Source organism: Sinomonas halotolerans (assembly GCF_039615075.1).
Taxonomy (GTDB): domain Bacteria; phylum Actinomycetota; class Actinomycetes; order Actinomycetales; family Micrococcaceae; genus Sinomonas; species Sinomonas halotolerans.
This window is the reverse complement of sequence record NZ_JBDFRB010000014.1, coordinates 1-16849: the sequence shown is the minus strand read 5'-3', so window position 1 is coordinate 16849 and position 16849 is coordinate 1. Positions and strand designations below refer to the sequence as shown.

The following is a 16849-nucleotide window of genomic DNA, read 5'->3' as shown; positions in this document are numbered from 1 at the left end:
CCGTTTTCCCTACATTCCTCGTGTCGTCGTGGCCGGGTCCTCGCCGTCCTCCGGCTGGTCGGTCCAGTAGCGGTCCGGGTGGTTCAGCACCACGATCCGCGGGATGCGGTCCTCTGGCCAGTGCCGGTGGCCGTCCGGCACGGGGTCGAGCCCCCCTGGGTTCCAAGGGTGGCAGCGCGCCAGGCGACGGACCGCCAGATACGATCCTCGCACAGCCCCGTGCACCGTGACGGCCTCGAGCGCATACGCCGAGCACGAGGGGAAGAACCTGCAGACCTGGCCGTAGAGCGGCGAGACCACCGCGCGGTAGGCCTTCAGGAGCAGGATGAGGACGCGCTGCGGGAACGTCCACACCGCGCGCACGACGGCGAGTCCCCACTCCTGCGCGAGGCCTCGCCTCGGCGGGCGGGCGGGCTCAGCGACCGTCGCCATCGTCCGTCCTCTCCTGGGCCCACGGCGTCCGGGCCGTCTTCTCGTCTGCCGCTGCGGCAGGGCGCAGCCGCTTGAGCGCGCCCCCCAGTGCCGACTCGTAGTCCCGGCACAGGTCCGCCCACGTCGCGTCGGCAGAGGCCGGGAGGGCACGGACCACCACATCGACTCCCCGGGGGTGCCGGCGGACAGTCGAGGCCGCAGCCTCCCTCAGCCTCCTCTTAACGAGGTTGCGGGTGACCGCGTTCCCCACAGCCTTGGAGACGATGAAGCCGAACCGCGAGGGCCGGCCGTCAGAAGCGGCCGCATACAGCACGACGTTCCGGCGCCCTTGGCGGACGCCGGAACGTACGGTATGCGTGAAGTCTGCGCCGGTGCGCAGGCGGTGGGTCGCGGCGAGCATGACTCAGCGCGTGCCTACGCCGGGACCGGCACTGGTTACGTGCTCAGGCCGAAAGCTCTGCGCGGCCCTTGCTGCGGCGGGCGGCCAGGATGGCACGGCCGGCGCGGGTGCGCATGCGAAGGCGGAAGCCGTGCTTCTTGGCACGACGGCGGTTATTCGGCTGAAAAGTCCGCTTGCTCACTTCTCTCACTCCAGAAGATCGAGGGCGCCTGCCGGATGACGGAAGTATTGGCGGACGCTGAATGTTCGGGGCCTGCCGCCCCGCCGCGCCTCATGCCGTCCGCACCTCCGGCCGCCGGCAGGACCGGCGTTCTCGAGGGGCTTCCGTGGGCATGCGACAGGACAGTAGGCAGACACAAAGGACTTAACGACGTTAGGGCACGCGCGGCCGCGGAGTCAATTCGAAAGGGTGCGCAAAGGGCGCCGCTCCACTGCTGGGGTTGTCCCCAGCCTGTGTCCAACGGCACTCCGCAGCCTGTGGACAGCGCCGTCAGCGGGGCTCCGGGAAGAACTGCACCAGTGTAATTCATCCCCAGCCAGATCCCAGTTGTCCACTGGGTTGTTCCATCATCTAGGCTGTCTGAGTGCTCCCCGTCCACGCCTGTGGGTATCCCTGTGGATTCAGCGGTGGACAGCGGCCCTCCCACAGTCTGGGACGCCCCCTTCCGAACGGCGGAGCACGACGGCGTCACACGGCGCCACGGTGATGGGGGCTTCACCGGGAACGGCGAGGCACAGAAGCAAGTGAGAGGAGCCCATGGGCACGGAGGAGGCCAACGAGGCCAACACGCTCGGCAGTTCGTGGCGCCGGGTCGTCCGGCTCCTCGAGGAGGACGAGCGCGTCTCACCGCGCCAGCGCGGATTCGTCTCACTCGCACAGGCCCAGGGACTCATCGGCTCGACGCTCCTCGTCGCGGTCCCCAATGAACTCACCCGCGAGGTTCTCCAGGGGCAGGTCAAGCAGGCCCTCGACGATGCCCTGCGATCGGTCTTCACCGAGGACATCCGGTGCGCGATCGACGTCGACACCGAGCTCGTGCCCGTGCGCGAGGAGTCCTTCGAACCGGTCGAGCGGCCCGAGATCCGGCAGGAGGTGCGGCCCGCGCCCACGCCGCCGAGCACGTCTCAGGAAGTCAGCCGCCTCAACCCCAAGTACGTCTTCGACACGTTCGTGATCGGCGCGTCGAACCGGTTCGCCCACGCGGCCGCCGTGGCGGTGGCCGAGGCGCCCGCCAAGGCCTACAACCCGCTCTTCATCTACGGCGACTCGGGTCTGGGCAAGACCCACCTCCTGCACGCGATCGGCCACTACGCGCGCCGGCTCTACAACGGGATCCGCGTGCGGTACGTGAACTCGGAGGAGTTCACCAACGACTTCATCAACTCGATCCGCGACGACGAGGGCACGAGCTTCAAGACCACGTACCGCAACGTGGACCTGCTGCTGATCGACGACATCCAGTTCCTGGCCGGCCGCAACGCCACCCAGGAGGAGTTCTTCCACACGTTCAACGCGCTGCACAACAGCAACAAGCAGGTGGTCATCACCTCGGACCAGCCGCCGAAGATGCTCCACGGCTTCGAGGACCGGATGAAGTCCCGCTTCGAGTGGGGCCTCCTGACGGACATCCAGCCGCCCGAGCTCGAGACCCGCATCGCGATCCTGAGGAAGAAGGCCACGAGCGACGGCCTCTCCGCTCCGGATGACGCGCTCGAGTACATCGCCTCCCGCATCTCCGCGAACATCCGCGAGCTCGAGGGCGCGCTCATCCGCGTCACGGCCTTCGCGAGCCTGAACAAGCAGCCGGTCGATGTGGCCCTCGCCGAGATGGTGCTCAAGGACCTCATCACGGACGACTCCGCACTCGAGATCACGGCGGAGCAGATTCTTGCCGAGACCGCGGCCTACTTCAAGCTCACGGTCGAGGAGCTCAACAGCAAGTCCCGGACCCGGACGCTCGTCACGGCGCGGCAGATCGCGATGTACCTGTGCCGGGAGCTCACCGACATGTCCCTGCCCAAGATCGGGCAGGTCCTCGGCGGCCGCGACCACACCACGGTGATCCACGCGGACCGGAAGATCCGCGAGCTCATGGCAGAGCGGCGCGCGATCTACAACCAGGTCACCGAGCTCACGAACAAGATCAAGCAGGCCCAGCGCGGCGCCTGACCGTCTGGTGCCTGCCCGGCGCTGCAGGGACCCCCGGGCGCGCTCGCGCGCGGGTGCGCGTTCCTTATTAACAGTGTGCTGTGGACAACCCTGTGGACCGTTAAGTGCACATCAGGCCCCAATGGGCTTAAAACCCTCCGGGCAGCTGTGGAGCATCCGAATCACATGTCTGCGGCCCTCCACAGGCACCCACCCGAGTGTCCGCACACGGTCAACAACCCATGAACAGGCTGACCCCGCGGGATTCCGCGGCGCACGCCGGTTTTCCACAGTTTCCACAGCAGTTATTAACACCACGAACTACAAGAATGCTCAGATCCCGTCGGACAACAGTTGGCAAGCCCGCCCGTCCGGCCTCCGATCGTCCGACCATCGGCGCTGCTCCAGCGCCACACCGTGGCGTCCAGCCCGTTGATCCGCCCCCAGCTCATGGGGCTAAGCTGTGGTCAGCGCTCCGAGGCCGCACAGACGTGTGATTCACGGACCGTGGCCCCCTGCGTCCCGACGGGCGCTGACGTGACTGAAAGGCTGAGCACCAGACGTGAAGTTCCGAGTCGAACGGGATGTCCTCACCGAGGCCGTGAGCTGGGCCGCCCGCTCGCTCTCCCCGCGTCCGCCCGTCCCCGTCCTGGCAGGCCTGCTGCTCACGGCCCACGACGGCGTCGTGAGCCTCTCGAGCTTCGACTACGAGACCTCGGCCCGGCTCGAGATCCCCGCGGAGATCAGCCAGGAGGGCACCATCCTGGTCTCCGGCCGTCTCCTCGCGGACATCTGCCGCAGCCTCCCCGCAGCGCCGGTCGACGTCGAGACGGACGGCACCAAGGTCACTCTCACGTGCCGCCGCAGCTCGTTCCACCTCGCCACGATGCCCGAGGGCGAGTACCCGGCCCTTCCCGAGCTGCCGCCGATCACCGGCGCGGTCTCCGGTGACGCCTTCGCCAAGGCCGTCTCCCAGGTGATCATCGCCGCGAGCAAGGACGACACCCTGCCGATCCTCACGGGCGTGCGGATGGAGATCGAGAACGACCTCATCACGCTCCTCGCCACGGACAGGTATCGCCTCGCCATGCGCGAGCTGCCGTGGTCCCCCGCCTCGCCGGAGACCTCCACGGCCGCGCTCGTGAAGGCCAAGACGCTCAACGAGGTCGCGAAGACCCTCGGTGGCGCCGGCAGCCTGAACCTCGCCCTCTCCGAGGACGACAGCCGCCTGATCGGCTTCGAGAGCGGGGGCCGCACCACCACCTCGCTGCTCGTGGACGGGGACTACCCCAAGATCCGCTCGCTCTTCCCGGACTCCACGCCCATCCAGGCTGTCGTCTCGACCCAGGAGCTCGTCGAGGCCGTGCGCCGCGTCTCCCTCGTGGCCGAGCGCAACACCCCGGTGCGCCTCGCCTTCACGGACGGCCTCGTGACGCTCGACGCCGGCACAGGCGAGGACGCCCAGGCCTCGGAGGAGCTCGAGGCCAAGCTCACCGGCGAGGAGATCACGGTCGCGTTCAACCCGCACTACCTCATCGAGGGCCTCGGCGTGATCGAGACCCCGTTCGTGCGGTTCTCGTTCACGAGTGCGCCGAAGCCGGCCATGATCACGGCCCAGCGCGAGATCGACGGCGAGGACGAGATCGACTACCGCTACCTCGTCATGCCGGTACGCCTCCCCAACTGACCGGATTCCCCGGCCTGACGGCATTCCCACCGACCCACCCCTGCAGAGGCCACCCGCCCCACCGGCGAGAACGGAGCGACGTCACGTGCACATCGGACTGATCGGCCTGGGCAAGATGGGCTTCAACATGCGCGAACGCCTCCGCCGCGCCGGGATCGAGGTCACGGGCTACGACCGCAATCCCGAGATCACCGACACAGCCTCGGTGGACGAGCTGATCGCCGCGCTCCCGAGCCCGCGGACGGTCTGGGTCATGGTCCCGGCCGGCGCGGTCACGGACGCCGTCATCACCGAGCTCTGCGAGAAGCTCTCCGAGGGCGACCTCGTGATCGACGGCGGCAACTCCCGGTTCACCGAGGACGAGCGGCACTCCGCACAGCTCGCCGCGAAGGGGATCCGGTTCGTCGACTGCGGGGTCTCCGGCGGCGTCTGGGGCCTCGAGAACGGCTACGGGCTCATGGCCGGCGGGGACGCCGCGGACATCGAGCGCGTGCTGCCCGTGTTCGACGCGCTCCGCCCCGAGGGCGATCGCGCGGACAGCTTCGTCCACGTGGGCGGGACCGGCGCGGGCCACTACGCCAAGATGGTCCACAACGGGATCGAGTACGGGCTCATGCAGTCCTACGCGGAGGGCTACCAGCTCCTCGCCGCGAAGGACATCATCACCGACCTCCCCGGCACGTTCCGTGCCTGGCAGAAGGGCACCGTGGTCCGCTCGTGGCTCCTGGACCTCCTGGTCAAGGCCCTCGACGAGGACCCGGGCCTGGCGAACATCGACGACTACGTCGAGGACTCGGGCGAAGGCCGCTGGACGGTCGAGGAGGCCATCGCGAACGCCGTGCCCGCGCCGGCGATCACTGCCGCGCTCTTCGCCCGGTTCGAGTCCCGCGAGGACTCCTCCCCCGCCATGAAGATGGTCTCCGCCCTGCGCCAGCAGTTCGGCGGGCACGCCACGCGTCCAGCCGGGCAGTAGACCGAGGAGCGCATCGCCCACGGTGTACGTCGAACGCCTCTCCCTCACGGACTTCCGCTCGTACGGGCAGCTGGACCTCGAGCTCTCCCCCGGCGCGACGGTGCTCGTCGGCCCGAACGGCGTGGGCAAGACGAACCTCGTCGAAGCCCTCGGGATGCTCTCCACGCTGAGCTCCCACCGCGTCAGCTCGGACGCCCCGCTCGTGCGCTTCGGCGCCGAGCGCGCGGTGGTGCGCGCGGGATTCGTCCGCGGAACGCAGCGCACAGTACTCGAGCTCGAGGTCAACCCCGGGCGGGCCAACCGCGCGCGCATCAACCGCGGCAGCCCGCTGCGCGCGCGGGACCTGCTCGGCATTGCCCGCACCGTGCTGTTCGCCCCTGAGGACCTCGCCCTCGTCAAGGGCGACCCCTCGGCGAGGCGCCGCTTCCTCGACGAGCTCCTCACCGTTCTCGTGCCGCACCACGCCGGGACCCGCGCGGACTACGAACGGGTCCTCAAGCAGCGCAATGCGCTCCTCAAGAGCGCGCGCGCGTCGCGGTTCTCCCGGCGCCCGCCGGCCCCTGACGCGCACGGGGCCACGGTCGAGTCGACCCTCGACGTGTGGGACGCGCACCTCGCCGAGGCCGGCTCCCGGCTGCTCGAGGCCCGGCTCGAGCTCGTGGAGCGGCTCGGACCGCATCTCGACGCCGCATACGCGCAGCTCACGGACGGCTCCAAGGTGGCCCGCGCCGTGTACCGCTCGAGCGTCGAGGGCGCCGTCCAGGACGAGTCGTGGCCCGGCACCCCGGATGACAATGCCTTGGACGACGTTGCGCCTGGCAACATCGGGACGGAGGACGACGGCGGCGCGGTCGTCGGGACGCTCTCGGGACTCGGCGCGCCCGCGATCGCGGAGCGCTTCCTCGCGGCGCTCGCCGAGGCCCGGCCGCGAGAGCTCGAGCGTGGCCTGACACTCGTGGGCCCGCATCGCGACGACCTCGAACTGCTCCTCGGCCCCGCACCCGCGAAGGGGTTCGCCTCGCACGGCGAGACGTGGTCCTTCGCGCTCGCGCTGCGCCTGGCCTCCTACTACGTCATGCTCGACGACTCGACGGTGACCGGGGACGAGCCCATACTCGTCCTCGACGACGTCTTCGCCGAGCTCGACGCCGCGCGCCGGGCGAGGCTCGCGGCGATCGTCGCCAAGGCGGAACAGGTCCTCGTGACGGCAGCGGTCGACGCCGACATCCCGGCGGAGCTCGCAGGCCGCCGCGTGCAGGTGGTACCGGGAGGGCTCGGCGATGGATCCTGAGCGGGACGTGCCGGAGCCGGGCCCAGCGCCCGGGCCAGCGCCCCAGGAGGCGGGGGACGGAATCGACGCCGCGCGCGCCGCGCTCAACCGCGCGCGCGAGGCAGCCGAGGCGCGCGGCGAGGTGCGCGTGCGGGCCACCGGCCCCCTCGTCCGGGACACGAACGCACCGGCTGCGAAGCCGACGCGGCGCCCGCGCACGTCCAACCCCTACGGCGGCAGGGATCCGCTCGGGCTCGGGAACGTGGTGAACCGCGTGGTCGCGGAGCGGGGCTGGTCCTCGCCGGTTGCGGTCGGCTCCGTCATGTCCCGCTGGCGCGAGCTCGTGGGCGAGGACATCGCCTCCCACTGCACCCCCGAGAGCTTCGAGGGCACGGTCCTGAGGGTCCGCTGCGACTCGACCGCATGGGCCACCCAGCTCCGCCTGCTGAGCACCGCGCTCCTGGACAGGTTCCGGCGGGAGCTGGGCGAGGGGGTCGTGACCTCCCTGCACGTGCTCGGCCCGTCCGCACCGAGCTGGCGCAAGGGCCCGCGCCACGTCTCCGGGCGGGGCCCGCGCGACACCTACGGCTGATCCCGTGGACGGCGCGTGGGGCCCCCGGGAGGCCGGGAGGGACACTCCCCCTTGGGCAGGGCTCGGCGGGCCTCGCCATGCGCCCTTAGCGGGCTGCTGAACGGCATGTCGGCCTGACACTGTCCGTTCTGGCGCGGCCAGACCGGTAGAATCGACGTGTTAAGCCTTCCGAACAGAAGAGGGGTCGAGACCGCCCGTGGCTGACGAGAGTGCAGTGAACCCGAGCGCGCAGCAGGATGTGGACCGTGCATCCGGGCCGAAGGACTACGGAGCCAGCAGCATCACCGTGCTCGAGGGCCTCGAGGCAGTCCGCAAGCGCCCCGGCATGTACATCGGCTCGACCGGTCCGCGCGGCCTCCACCACCTTGTGTACGAGGTCGTGGACAACTCGGTCGACGAAGCCCTGGCCGGATACTGCGACCACATCAAGGTCACGCTCCAGGAGGACGGGGGCGTGCGGGTCGAGGACAACGGCCGCGGCATCCCCGTGGACATCCACCCCACCGAGGGCAAGCCCACGGTCGAAGTCGTCATGACGATCCTGCACGCCGGCGGCAAGTTCGGCGGCGGCGGGTATGCGGTCTCGGGCGGCCTGCACGGCGTGGGCATCTCCGTGGTCAACGCGCTCTCGAAGCGGGTGGACACCGAGGTGCGCCGCCAGGGCCACGCATGGCGCATGTCCTTCCGGGACGGCGGCAAGCCGGTCGGGGAGCTCGTCAAGGGCGAGGCGACGGACGCCACCGGCACCACCCAGACGTTCTACGCGGACCCGGCGATCTTCGAGACGGTCGAGTTCGACTTCGAGACCCTCCGCGCGCGCTTCCAGCAGATGGCCTTCCTGAACAAGGGCCTGCGGATCACGCTCATCGACGAGCGCCGCGGCGACGAGGAGGAGGCCGAGCTCGCCGGGGCGGGCCACGCCTCGGGCGAGGCGGGCGACGGCGGCGAGCCTGCGCCGTCGGACGCCCCCGCACCGGGGCCGCACCGCCGCGTCGTCGACTACAAGTACGACGACGGGCTGCTCGACTACGTCAAGCACCTCAACTCCTCGAAGAAGTCCGAGGTGGTGCACGAGGACGTCATCGCGTTCGAGAACGAGGACACCGAGCGGAAGATCTCGGTGGAGATGGCGATGCAGTGGACCACGGCCTACTCGGAGAGCGTCCACACCTACGCCAACACGATCAACACGCACGAGGGCGGCACCCACGAGGAGGGCTTCCGCGCCGCGATGACCTCGCTCATCAACCGGTACGCGCGCGAGAAGTCGATCCTCAAGGAGAAGGAGGAGAACCTCTCCGGCGACGACATCCGCGAGGGGCTCACCGCCGTCATCAGCGTCAAGCTCGCCGAGCCGCAGTTCGAGGGCCAGACCAAGACCAAGCTCGGCAACTCCGAGGTCAAGGGGTTCGTGCAGCGGGTCGTGACGGACCAGCTCGGCGACTGGCTCGAGCGCAACCCCGGCCCGGCGCGGGACGTGATCCGCAAGGCCATCCAGGCCTCCCAGGCGCGCATGGCCGCGCGCAAGGCCCGCGACAATGCGCGGCGCAAGAGCCCGCTCGAGTCCTTCGGCATGCCCGGCAAGCTCTCCGACTGCTCGAGCAAGGATCCGAGCGAGTGCGAGGTCTACCTTGTGGAGGGCGACTCGGCCGGCGGCTCGGCCAAGCGCGGCCGCAACCCGCGCACCCAGGCGATCCTGCCCCTGCGCGGCAAGATCCTCAACGTGGAGCGCGCGCGCCTGGACAAGGCGCTCGGCAACGCCGAGGTCCAGTCGATGATCACGGCCTTCGGCACGGGGATCGGCGAGGACTTCGACATCTCGAAGCTGCGGTACCACAAGATCGTGCTCATGGCCGACGCCGACGTGGACGGCCAGCACATCACGACCCTGCTCATGACGCTCCTGTTCAGGTACATGCGCCCGCTCATCGAGAACGGCTACGTGTACCTCGCGCAGCCGCCGCTCTACCGGATCAAGTGGTCCAACCACGCGCACGACTACGTGTTCAGCGACCGCGAGCGGGACGAGACGATCCGGGCCGGGATCGCCAACGGGCAGCGGCTGCCCAAGGAGAACGGCATCCAGCGCTACAAGGGCCTCGGCGAGATGGACTACACCGAGCTGTGGGACACCACGATGGACCCCGACCGGCGCACCCTGCTGCAGGTGACCATGGAGGACGCGGCCTCCGCCGACCAGACGTTCTCGGTGCTCATGGGCGACGACGTCGAGTCGCGCCGGCACTTCATCCAGCAGAACGCCAAGGACGTCCGGTTCCTGGACATCTAGTCCGGGCCGGTCAGGAATCTAGAGGAGACGATCTGTGAGCGACGAGACTCCCGAGAACACCGGGACGGGCCCGGGCGCCGAGGGCGGCGCCTTCGGCGGCGGCGAGGGGACCGTGATCGACCGCGTCGAGCAGGTGGACCTGCAGACCGAGATGCAGCGGTCCTATCTCGACTACGCGATGGCCGTCATCGTGGGCCGCGCCCTGCCGGACGTCCGCGACGGCCTCAAGCCCGTGCACCGCCGTGTCATCTACGCGATGTACGACGGCGGCTACCGCCCCGACCGCGCGTTCAACAAGTGCGCGCGCGTCGTCGGCGACGTCATGGGCACGTACCACCCGCACGGCGACATGGCGATCTACGACGCCCTCGTGCGCCTCATCCAGGACTGGACGATGCGCTACCCGCTCGCCCTCGGCCAGGGGAACTTCGGCTCCCCCGGCAACGACGGCGCCGCGGCCCCGCGGTACACCGAGACCAAGATGGCGCAGCTGGCCATGGAGATGGTCCGGGACATCGACGAGGAGACGGTCGACTTCCAGGACAACTACGACGGCAAGAATCAGGAGCCGTCCATCCTGCCGGCCAGGTTCCCCAACCTGCTCGTCAACGGCTCGGCGGGCATCGCCGTCGGCATGGCCACCAACATCCCGCCGCACAACCTGCGCGAGGTGGCCTCCGGCGTCCAGTGGTACCTCGAGAACCCCGAGGCGACCCGCGAGGAGCTCCTCGAGGCGCTCCTGGTCCGCATCAAGGGCCCCGACTTCCCCACCGGCGCGACGATCCTGGGCCACAAGGGCATCGAGGAGGCGTACCGGACCGGCCGCGGCTCGATCACGATGCGCGCGGTGGTCAACGTCGAGGAGCTCCAGGGCCGCACGTGCCTCGTCGTGACCGAGCTGCCCTACCAGGCCAACCCGGACAACCTCGCCATCAAGATCGCCGAGCTCGTCCGCGACGGCAAGATCACCGGCATCGCCGACCTCCGCGACGAGACCTCCGGCCGCACGGGCCAGCGCCTCGTGATCGTCCTCAAGCGGGACGCCGTGGCCAAGGTCGTGCTGAACAACCTGTACAAGCACACGCAGCTGCAGGAGAACTTCGGCGCGAACATGCTCGCGATCGTGGACGGCGTGCCGCGCACGCTCTCGCTCGACGCGTTCGTGCGGCACTGGGTGACGCACCAGCTCGACGTCATCGTCCGGCGCACGCGGTTCCGCCTGCGGAAGGCCGAGGAGGAGATCCACATCCTCCGCGGCCTGCTCAAGGCCCTCGACATGCTCGACGAGGTCATCGCGCTCATCCGCCGCTCCCCCACGGTGGACGAGGCGCGCGAGGGCCTCATGTCCCTGCTCGAGATCGACGAGCTCCAGGCCCGGGCGATCCTCGACATGCAGCTGCGCCGCCTCGCGGCCCTCGAGCGGCAGAAGATCCAGGACCGCAACGACGAGCTCGAGGCGATGATCGCCGAGTACAACGAGATCCTCGCCGACCCGGTCCGCCAGCGCCAGATCATCTCCGAGGAGCTGCAGGGGATCGTCGACAAGCACGGCGACGACCGCCGCACGCAGATCCTGCCCGGGTTCGACGGCGACATGAGCATCGAGGACCTCATCCCCGAGGAGGAGATGGTCGTCACCATCACCCGGGGCGGGTACGTCAAGCGCACCCGCAGCGACCAGTACCGCCAGCAGATCCGCGGCGGGAAGGGCGTCCGCGGGGCCCAGCTGCGCGGGGACGACGTGGTGGAGCACTTCTTCGTCACGACGACGCACCACTGGCTCCTGTTCTTCACGAACCTCGGGCGCGTCTACCGCGCCAAGGCGTACGAGCTCGCCGAGGGCGGGCGCGACGCCAAGGGCCAGCACGTGGCGAACCTGCTGGCGTTCCAGCCGGACGAGCGGATTGCGCAGGTCCTCGACCTCCGCGACTACGAGCAGGCGCCGTACCTCGTCCTCGCCACGAAGGGCGGGCTCGTGAAGAAGACCCGCCTCGAGGACTACGACACGAACCGCTCCGCCGGCGTGATCGCGATCAACCTCCGCGACGGCGACGAGCTCGTCTCGGCGCAGCTGGTCTCCGAGACCGACGACCTCATGCTCGTCTCCCGCAACGGCCAGTCCCTGCGGTTCACGGCCGATGACGAGGCGCTGCGCCCCATGGGCCGCGCCACGAGCGGCGTCACGGGCATGAAGTTCAGGGACGACGACGAGCTCCTGGCCGCGGACGTCGTCACCGAGGGCTCGTTCGTCTTCATCGTGACGGAGGGCGGCTACGCCAAGCGCACCTCGGTGGACGAGTACCGGGTCCAGGGCCGCGGAGGCCTCGGCATCAAGGTCGGCAAGTACCAGGAGGAGCGCGGCCACCTCGTCGGCGCCCACATCGTCCACGAGGAGGACGAGGTGCTCGTGGTCATGGAGGGCGGCAAGGTAGTCCGCTCGTCCGTGACCGGGGTCCCCGCCAAGGGTCGCGACACCATGGGCGTCATCTTCGCCAAGCCGGACAAGGGCGACCGCATCATCGCCGTCGCCAAGAACTCCGAGCGCGCGCTCGGCGAGCAGCTGGCCGAGGACGATGCCGTAACGTTGGCTGAAGACCAAGCCCAGAATCCGGGAGGTAACGAGTGAGCACGCCCGAGAATCCGCGCTCGAACGACGGCGGGTTCCTGCCCGCCTCGGTGCGCCAGCCGCAGCGCCCGGCCGGCCAGCCGTCGTCGTCCGGCTACGGCACGGGCGCGCAGCGCCCCGCCGAGCGCCCGCTCACGGCCGGCGGCGCGCAGCGCGCCACGGGCCCCCGCCCCGCACAGGGACGCCCGCCCGCCGCACGTCCCGGCCAGCCGGGCCAGCGCCCGGGCCAGCAGGGCCTTGTGCGCCCGGCCCCGAAGGCCAAGCAGCGCCGCGCCCGCCTGCTCGTGAGCAAGGTGGACCCGTGGAGCGTGCTGAAGATGGCGTTCCTCCTGTCCGTGGCGCTCGGGATCGTCACGGTCGTGGCCTCGATCGTGCTCTGGACGGTTCTGGACATCACCGGGATCTTCGACCGGATCAACGGCCTCCTCGGCGAGGTGGCCGGCACGGAGAGCGGCGGGTTCGACCTCAAGAAGGTCGCCTCCCTCGGCCAGGTCGCCTCGTTCGCCACGATCATCGCGGTGGTGAACGTCGTGCTCCTCACGGCGCTGGCGATGCTCACCGCGGTGCTCTACAACATCGCGGCGACGCTCGTGGGCGGCATCGGGGTGACCCTCACGGACGACTGACGGATTTGGCCTCGGGCTGAGGTGTGCGGTAAAGTCATATCTCGGCCCGAGGGCATTGAACTCAGGTCCCATGAGGGCGTATAGCTCAGGCGGTTAGAGCGCTTCGCTGATAACGAAGAGGTCCCAGGTTCAAGTCCTGGTACGCCCACGGAAACCTTACTTCCACACCGGAGGTGCTCGTGAAGAAGCTGATTGCCCTGGCGATCGCTGCTGCAGCGGGCGCCTTCCTGTATCGGAAGGCGAAGGAGTCCGAGGCCCAGAAGGATGTCTGGAGCAGCTCGACCGACACGGTCGAGTAGCACCGGCGCCGGGCCAAGCCCTCGGGGGCATGGCGCAATTGGTAGCGCACCTGCTTTGCAAGCAGGGGGTTAGGGGTTCGAGTCCCCTTGCCTCCACCGAGAGAAGAATGAAGGAAGCCAGGCGTCCAAGACGCCTGGCTTCCTTCATTTCCAGATCAGACGGGGGGTATTCTGCCGCCCCTTGACAGTGCGCCCCTTACTTTCGGGACTATGGCCGACAGCCTTTCCGGCGCTACTTGGGCCGGTGGCCGATGTACTCGTCTTTCGCCGGCTGCAGTTGCCGCGCGGGGCGTGCGGGCAGCGGCGGGGGTTGGGTCTTTCCCTTGGAATCCCGCGGAATACGGCCCGCTTTGAGCCGGTGAAGGTGTCCACGCGCGAACCGTTTGTCTGGTCCGCGGTGCCATGGGGCGGTGCTCTCGGCTCTGGTCTTGCTGGCGGGCCCGCTCCCGGCCCATGCCAACCAGGGCACGGTGATCTCGAGCCTGACGCTTAGTGCGGACACGACCTGGACCACTGCGGGGTCGCCGTACTGGGTCCAGAACAGGCTGACCGTCGGGGCGGGGGTCAGGCTGACGATCGAGCCGGGCGTGGTGGTGAAGATCGGCAACCCGGCGGACGCGTTTGGCCGCATCGACGTGAAGGGGCAGCTGGTCGCCCGCGGGACGCCCGCAGCGCCGATCGTGATCACCTCGCACCGGGATGACTCGGTCGCTGGGGACACGAACGGCGACGGCGGGGCGACCGCCCCGGCACGCGGGGACTGGTACCACATCTACTTCACCACCGATGCCACGGTGCAGTCTGTGATCGACCGGTCGGTCATCCAGTACGGGGGCTCTGGCTCGGGCGGAGTGTGCGGGCCATACGCCGAGCTCAAGCTGGCTTCGAGCGCCTCACTGTCCTTGACCAACAGCGATCTGCTTCAGTCACAGTACGCAGGGGTGCACATCGCCTCGGGTGCCGGGGAGGTGCGGATTGCCAACAACAAGTTCTACGAGAGCTACTGCGGCGTCTCCGGCCCGAGCGGCACTGTCACGGAGAACGTCTTCGAGAGCACCCTCTCCCGCTACAGCGCGGCGTTCCTGGGGTCAACGGCAGTGAAGTTCTACGACAACTATGCCGCCAAGCCGGTCTATGGAGGCAGCTCACCCGGCTCGACCCGGGAGCAGCTGGACCTGCGGGGCAACTCCCTGATCGGCGGGGTCAAAGACGAACCCTCCAACCAGGACCCCCAGGATCTGGCGCATAACTGGTGGGGGCACATCCTTGAGGATCCACCCACTGGTTGCTGGGATTCGAAGGAGACCTACATCCCCGCGGTCACCTATGCCCTGATCGACGGGAACTCGTGTGCCGCACAGTGGAAGCAGACGATCACTGGGTACTTCACGAAGGTGCTGCCGGCGTTGGCGGAGGCGCCGCCTATGCCCTCGGCCGGGGTCAGCGGGGCCGGGACGTATGCCGGCTCGGTGTCGGATGGGCAGCTGTACGGCCCTGACGGGGGGTCGGAGTTCGCTGCAGCGCCGTCCGGGTCGATGGCGGACCCGGTGAACACCGCGACGGGGGCCTTCACCCATGCCGAGACGGATCTGGGGATGGCGTCGGTGACGGGGAACCTGTCCGTGAACCGGTTCTACACCTCGGCCGACAGCGCGGAGGGTCCGTTCGGGAAGGGCTGGAGCCTGGGCTACGACATCCGCCTCGCCGTCGCTGCCGGGGAGGCGGTGCTGAAGGCCGGGACCGGGCAGCGGGTCCTGTTCACGGAGAACTCCGACGGCACCTACACACCCCCGCCCGGGGGGACCGCGTCCTTGGTGCGGAACCAGGACGGGACCTTCACCGCTGTGACCCGTTCCGGCCTGGCCCATGTGTTCGACGCCTCCGGGAGGCTCACCGCGCTGACGGACTCCTCAGGCCGCGGCCCGAGCTATGCGTACGACGCCGGGGGCCGGCTGACCACAGTCACGGACGGGGGGCGGTGGATCGCCTTCACGTGGGACACCACGGCGGGGAGGATCACCCGGGCGCAGACCTCGGCCGGGCAGGCCACCACCTACTCCTACACCGCAGGTCTCCTGACCGGGGCCACCGACGCCGCCGGCGGGACCACCGTCTACGCCTACGACGCCGGCGGGAGGCTGGCAGAGATCACGTCCCCCACGGGGCGGACGGTGGTGCGCACGGCCTACGACACCTCCACTGGGAGGGTCGCGGAGCAGTGGGACGGGCTCGGCCACCGCTCCGCCTTCGCCTGGGACCCGGCCACCTCGACCGCGACGATGGCCGACCCGAGGGGCGGGGTGTGGAAGGACGTGTACGCCGGCAACGTGCTCCAGCGCCGGGTCGATCCCACGGGGCGGAGGACGGACTACCAGTACGACGCCCAGCTGCGCCTGTCCGCCACCTACGCCGCGGACGGCACCCGGACCGCCTTCGCGTACAGTCCGGCAGGTGACCTGAAGACGTTCCAGGGCGGCACCGGGACCGTGCGCTCCGAGTACAACGCCGCGCACCTGCCCACCACCACGGTCAACGCCCGCGGCCACACCAGCACCCGCGGCTACGACGCGGCCGGGAACGTCACCTCGGCCACCGACTCGCTGGGCAACGTCTCCACGCTCGAGTACAGCGCCGAGGGGGATCTGACCCGGACAGCCTCGCCGCTGGGCTCGGTGCAGTCGATGGCCTACGACGCCGCCGGCCGTGTCACGGCGGTGACCAGCCCCCGCGGGAACGCGCCCGGCGCGGACCCGGCGCAGTTCACCTGGCGGTACGAGTACGACGCCCTCGGCCGGACCATCAAGGCCACCGACCCGGCCGGGCAGTACGAGAGCGTCGACTACGACGCCGACGGCCGGGTCACCAAGGCCACCGACACCAAGGGCCGCTCCACCGCCTACACCTACGACAGTGCCGGACACCTCACCTCCGTGCAGGGCCCGGACTCGAACGTGCCGCCGACCACGATGGCCTACGACGCCAACGGCAACACCACCAGCGTGACGGACTCGATGGGCAGGACCGTGGCCTTCGGGTACGACGCGGCGAACCGCGCCACCTCGGTCACGAACCCGCTGGGCACCTACACCCTCACCTACACGGCCCGCGGGCAGATCGCCGCCGTCACCGACCCCCAGGGCACCGTCACCGCCTACACGTACGATGCCGCGGGCAGGCTGACCAGGGCGGACCTGCCGGGCACGGACAGCGACGTCACCTACACCTACGACGCCAACGGCAACCGCGCCTCCATGGCAGACCCGAACGGCACCACCACGTACGCCCACGACTCCCTCGACCGGCTCACCACGGTCACCCGGGCCGGCAGGGTGTTCACGCTCGGCTATGACGCCGCCTCCCACCTGACCAGCCTCACCAGCCCCGACGGCGCCGTCACGGCCTACGTCTACGACGCCGACGGGCGCGTCACCCAGGTCAGGAACGGCGCCGCCGTCGTGGCCGACTACACCCACGACCCCGAGGGGAACACGCTCACCGTCACCCG

Annotated in this window: 13 protein-coding genes and 2 tRNA genes; 12 read left to right on the top strand and 3 right to left on the bottom strand. The window is 69.6% G+C overall.

Going from position 1 to position 16849, the window contains the following annotated elements; genetic code table 11:
- Window positions 1-9: 9 nt before the first annotated feature.
- The 3 genes from yidD to rpmH are packed head-to-tail and all read right to left on the bottom strand — an operon-like array spanning window position 10 to window position 1013.
- Window positions 10-432 (bottom strand): membrane protein insertion efficiency factor YidD, encoded by a 423-nt coding sequence (yidD, locus tag ABCQ75_RS13405; RefSeq protein ID WP_345885950.1) that lies wholly within the window; start codon window positions 430-432, stop codon window positions 10-12.
- Entirely contained in the window at window positions 416-832 is a 417-nt protein-coding gene (gene rnpA, locus ABCQ75_RS13400; protein ID WP_345885949.1) for a ribonuclease P protein component, read from the bottom strand. Before rnpA ends, yidD begins: the two co-directional genes overlap by 17 nt.
- Window positions 833-875: 43 nt before the next feature.
- Entirely contained in the window at window positions 876-1013 is a 138-nt protein-coding gene (rpmH, locus tag ABCQ75_RS13395) for a 50S ribosomal protein L34 (protein WP_084249685.1), read from the bottom strand.
- A gap of 576 nt (window positions 1014-1589) precedes the next feature.
- On the opposite strand from rpmH, the gene dnaA reads away from it, so the two are divergent.
- The 12 genes from dnaA to ABCQ75_RS13335 all read left to right on the top strand — a co-directional run.
- On the top strand, window positions 1590-3002 hold the full coding sequence (gene dnaA / locus ABCQ75_RS13390) for a chromosomal replication initiator protein DnaA (RefSeq protein WP_345885946.1): 1413 nt from the start codon (window positions 1590-1592) through the stop codon (window positions 3000-3002).
- 541 nt (window positions 3003-3543) lie between these two features.
- Window positions 3544-4668 carry a DNA polymerase III subunit beta gene (dnaN, locus tag ABCQ75_RS13385; protein ID WP_345885945.1) on the top strand — a complete coding sequence of 375 codons (1125 nt, stop codon included), beginning with the start codon at window positions 3544-3546 and terminating at the stop codon, window positions 4666-4668.
- Window positions 4669-4708: 40 nt separating this feature from the next.
- Window positions 4709-5641 (top strand): phosphogluconate dehydrogenase (NAD(+)-dependent, decarboxylating), encoded by a 933-nt coding sequence (gene gnd / locus ABCQ75_RS13380; protein WP_345886023.1) that lies wholly within the window; start codon window positions 4709-4711, stop codon window positions 5639-5641.
- 22 nt (window positions 5642-5663) lie between these two features.
- Complete coding sequence (gene recF, locus ABCQ75_RS13375) at window positions 5664-6932, top strand: DNA replication/repair protein RecF (RefSeq protein ID WP_345885944.1); 1269 nt, start codon at window positions 5664-5666, stop codon at window positions 6930-6932.
- On the top strand, window positions 6922-7503 hold the full coding sequence (locus ABCQ75_RS13370) for a DciA family protein (RefSeq protein ID WP_345885942.1): 582 nt from the start codon (window positions 6922-6924) through the stop codon (window positions 7501-7503). Before recF ends, ABCQ75_RS13370 begins: the two co-directional genes overlap by 11 nt.
- A gap of 214 nt (window positions 7504-7717) precedes the next feature.
- Window positions 7718-9793 carry a DNA topoisomerase (ATP-hydrolyzing) subunit B gene (gene gyrB / locus ABCQ75_RS13365; RefSeq protein ID WP_427916106.1) on the top strand — a complete coding sequence of 692 codons (2076 nt, stop codon included), beginning with the start codon at window positions 7718-7720 and terminating at the stop codon, window positions 9791-9793.
- A 34-nt stretch (window positions 9794-9827) separates the two neighbouring features.
- On the top strand, window positions 9828-12419 hold the full coding sequence (gene gyrA, locus ABCQ75_RS13360) for a DNA gyrase subunit A (RefSeq protein ID WP_427916103.1): 2592 nt from the start codon (window positions 9828-9830) through the stop codon (window positions 12417-12419).
- Window positions 12416-13045: a DUF3566 domain-containing protein gene (locus ABCQ75_RS13355; RefSeq protein WP_345885940.1), complete on the top strand. Its 630-nt coding sequence runs from the start codon at window positions 12416-12418 to the stop codon at window positions 13043-13045. The genes gyrA and ABCQ75_RS13355 overlap by 4 nt, the downstream gene beginning before the upstream one ends.
- A 74-nt stretch (window positions 13046-13119) precedes the next feature.
- A tRNA-Ile gene (locus tag ABCQ75_RS13350) sits at window positions 13120-13193 on the top strand.
- Between the two features lie 31 nt (window positions 13194-13224).
- The gene (locus tag ABCQ75_RS13345) at window positions 13225-13344 is read left to right on the top strand and encodes a DLW-39 family protein (RefSeq protein ID WP_345885939.1); all 120 of its coding nucleotides are present in this window, start codon (window positions 13225-13227) and stop codon (window positions 13342-13344) included.
- Between the two features lie 23 nt (window positions 13345-13367).
- Window positions 13368-13440, top strand: a tRNA-Ala gene (locus ABCQ75_RS13340).
- A gap of 332 nt (window positions 13441-13772) precedes the next feature.
- Window positions 13773-16849, top strand: a 3077-nt coding sequence (locus ABCQ75_RS13335) for a DUF6531 domain-containing protein (protein ID WP_345885937.1), incomplete at its 3' end; no start/stop codon positions are given.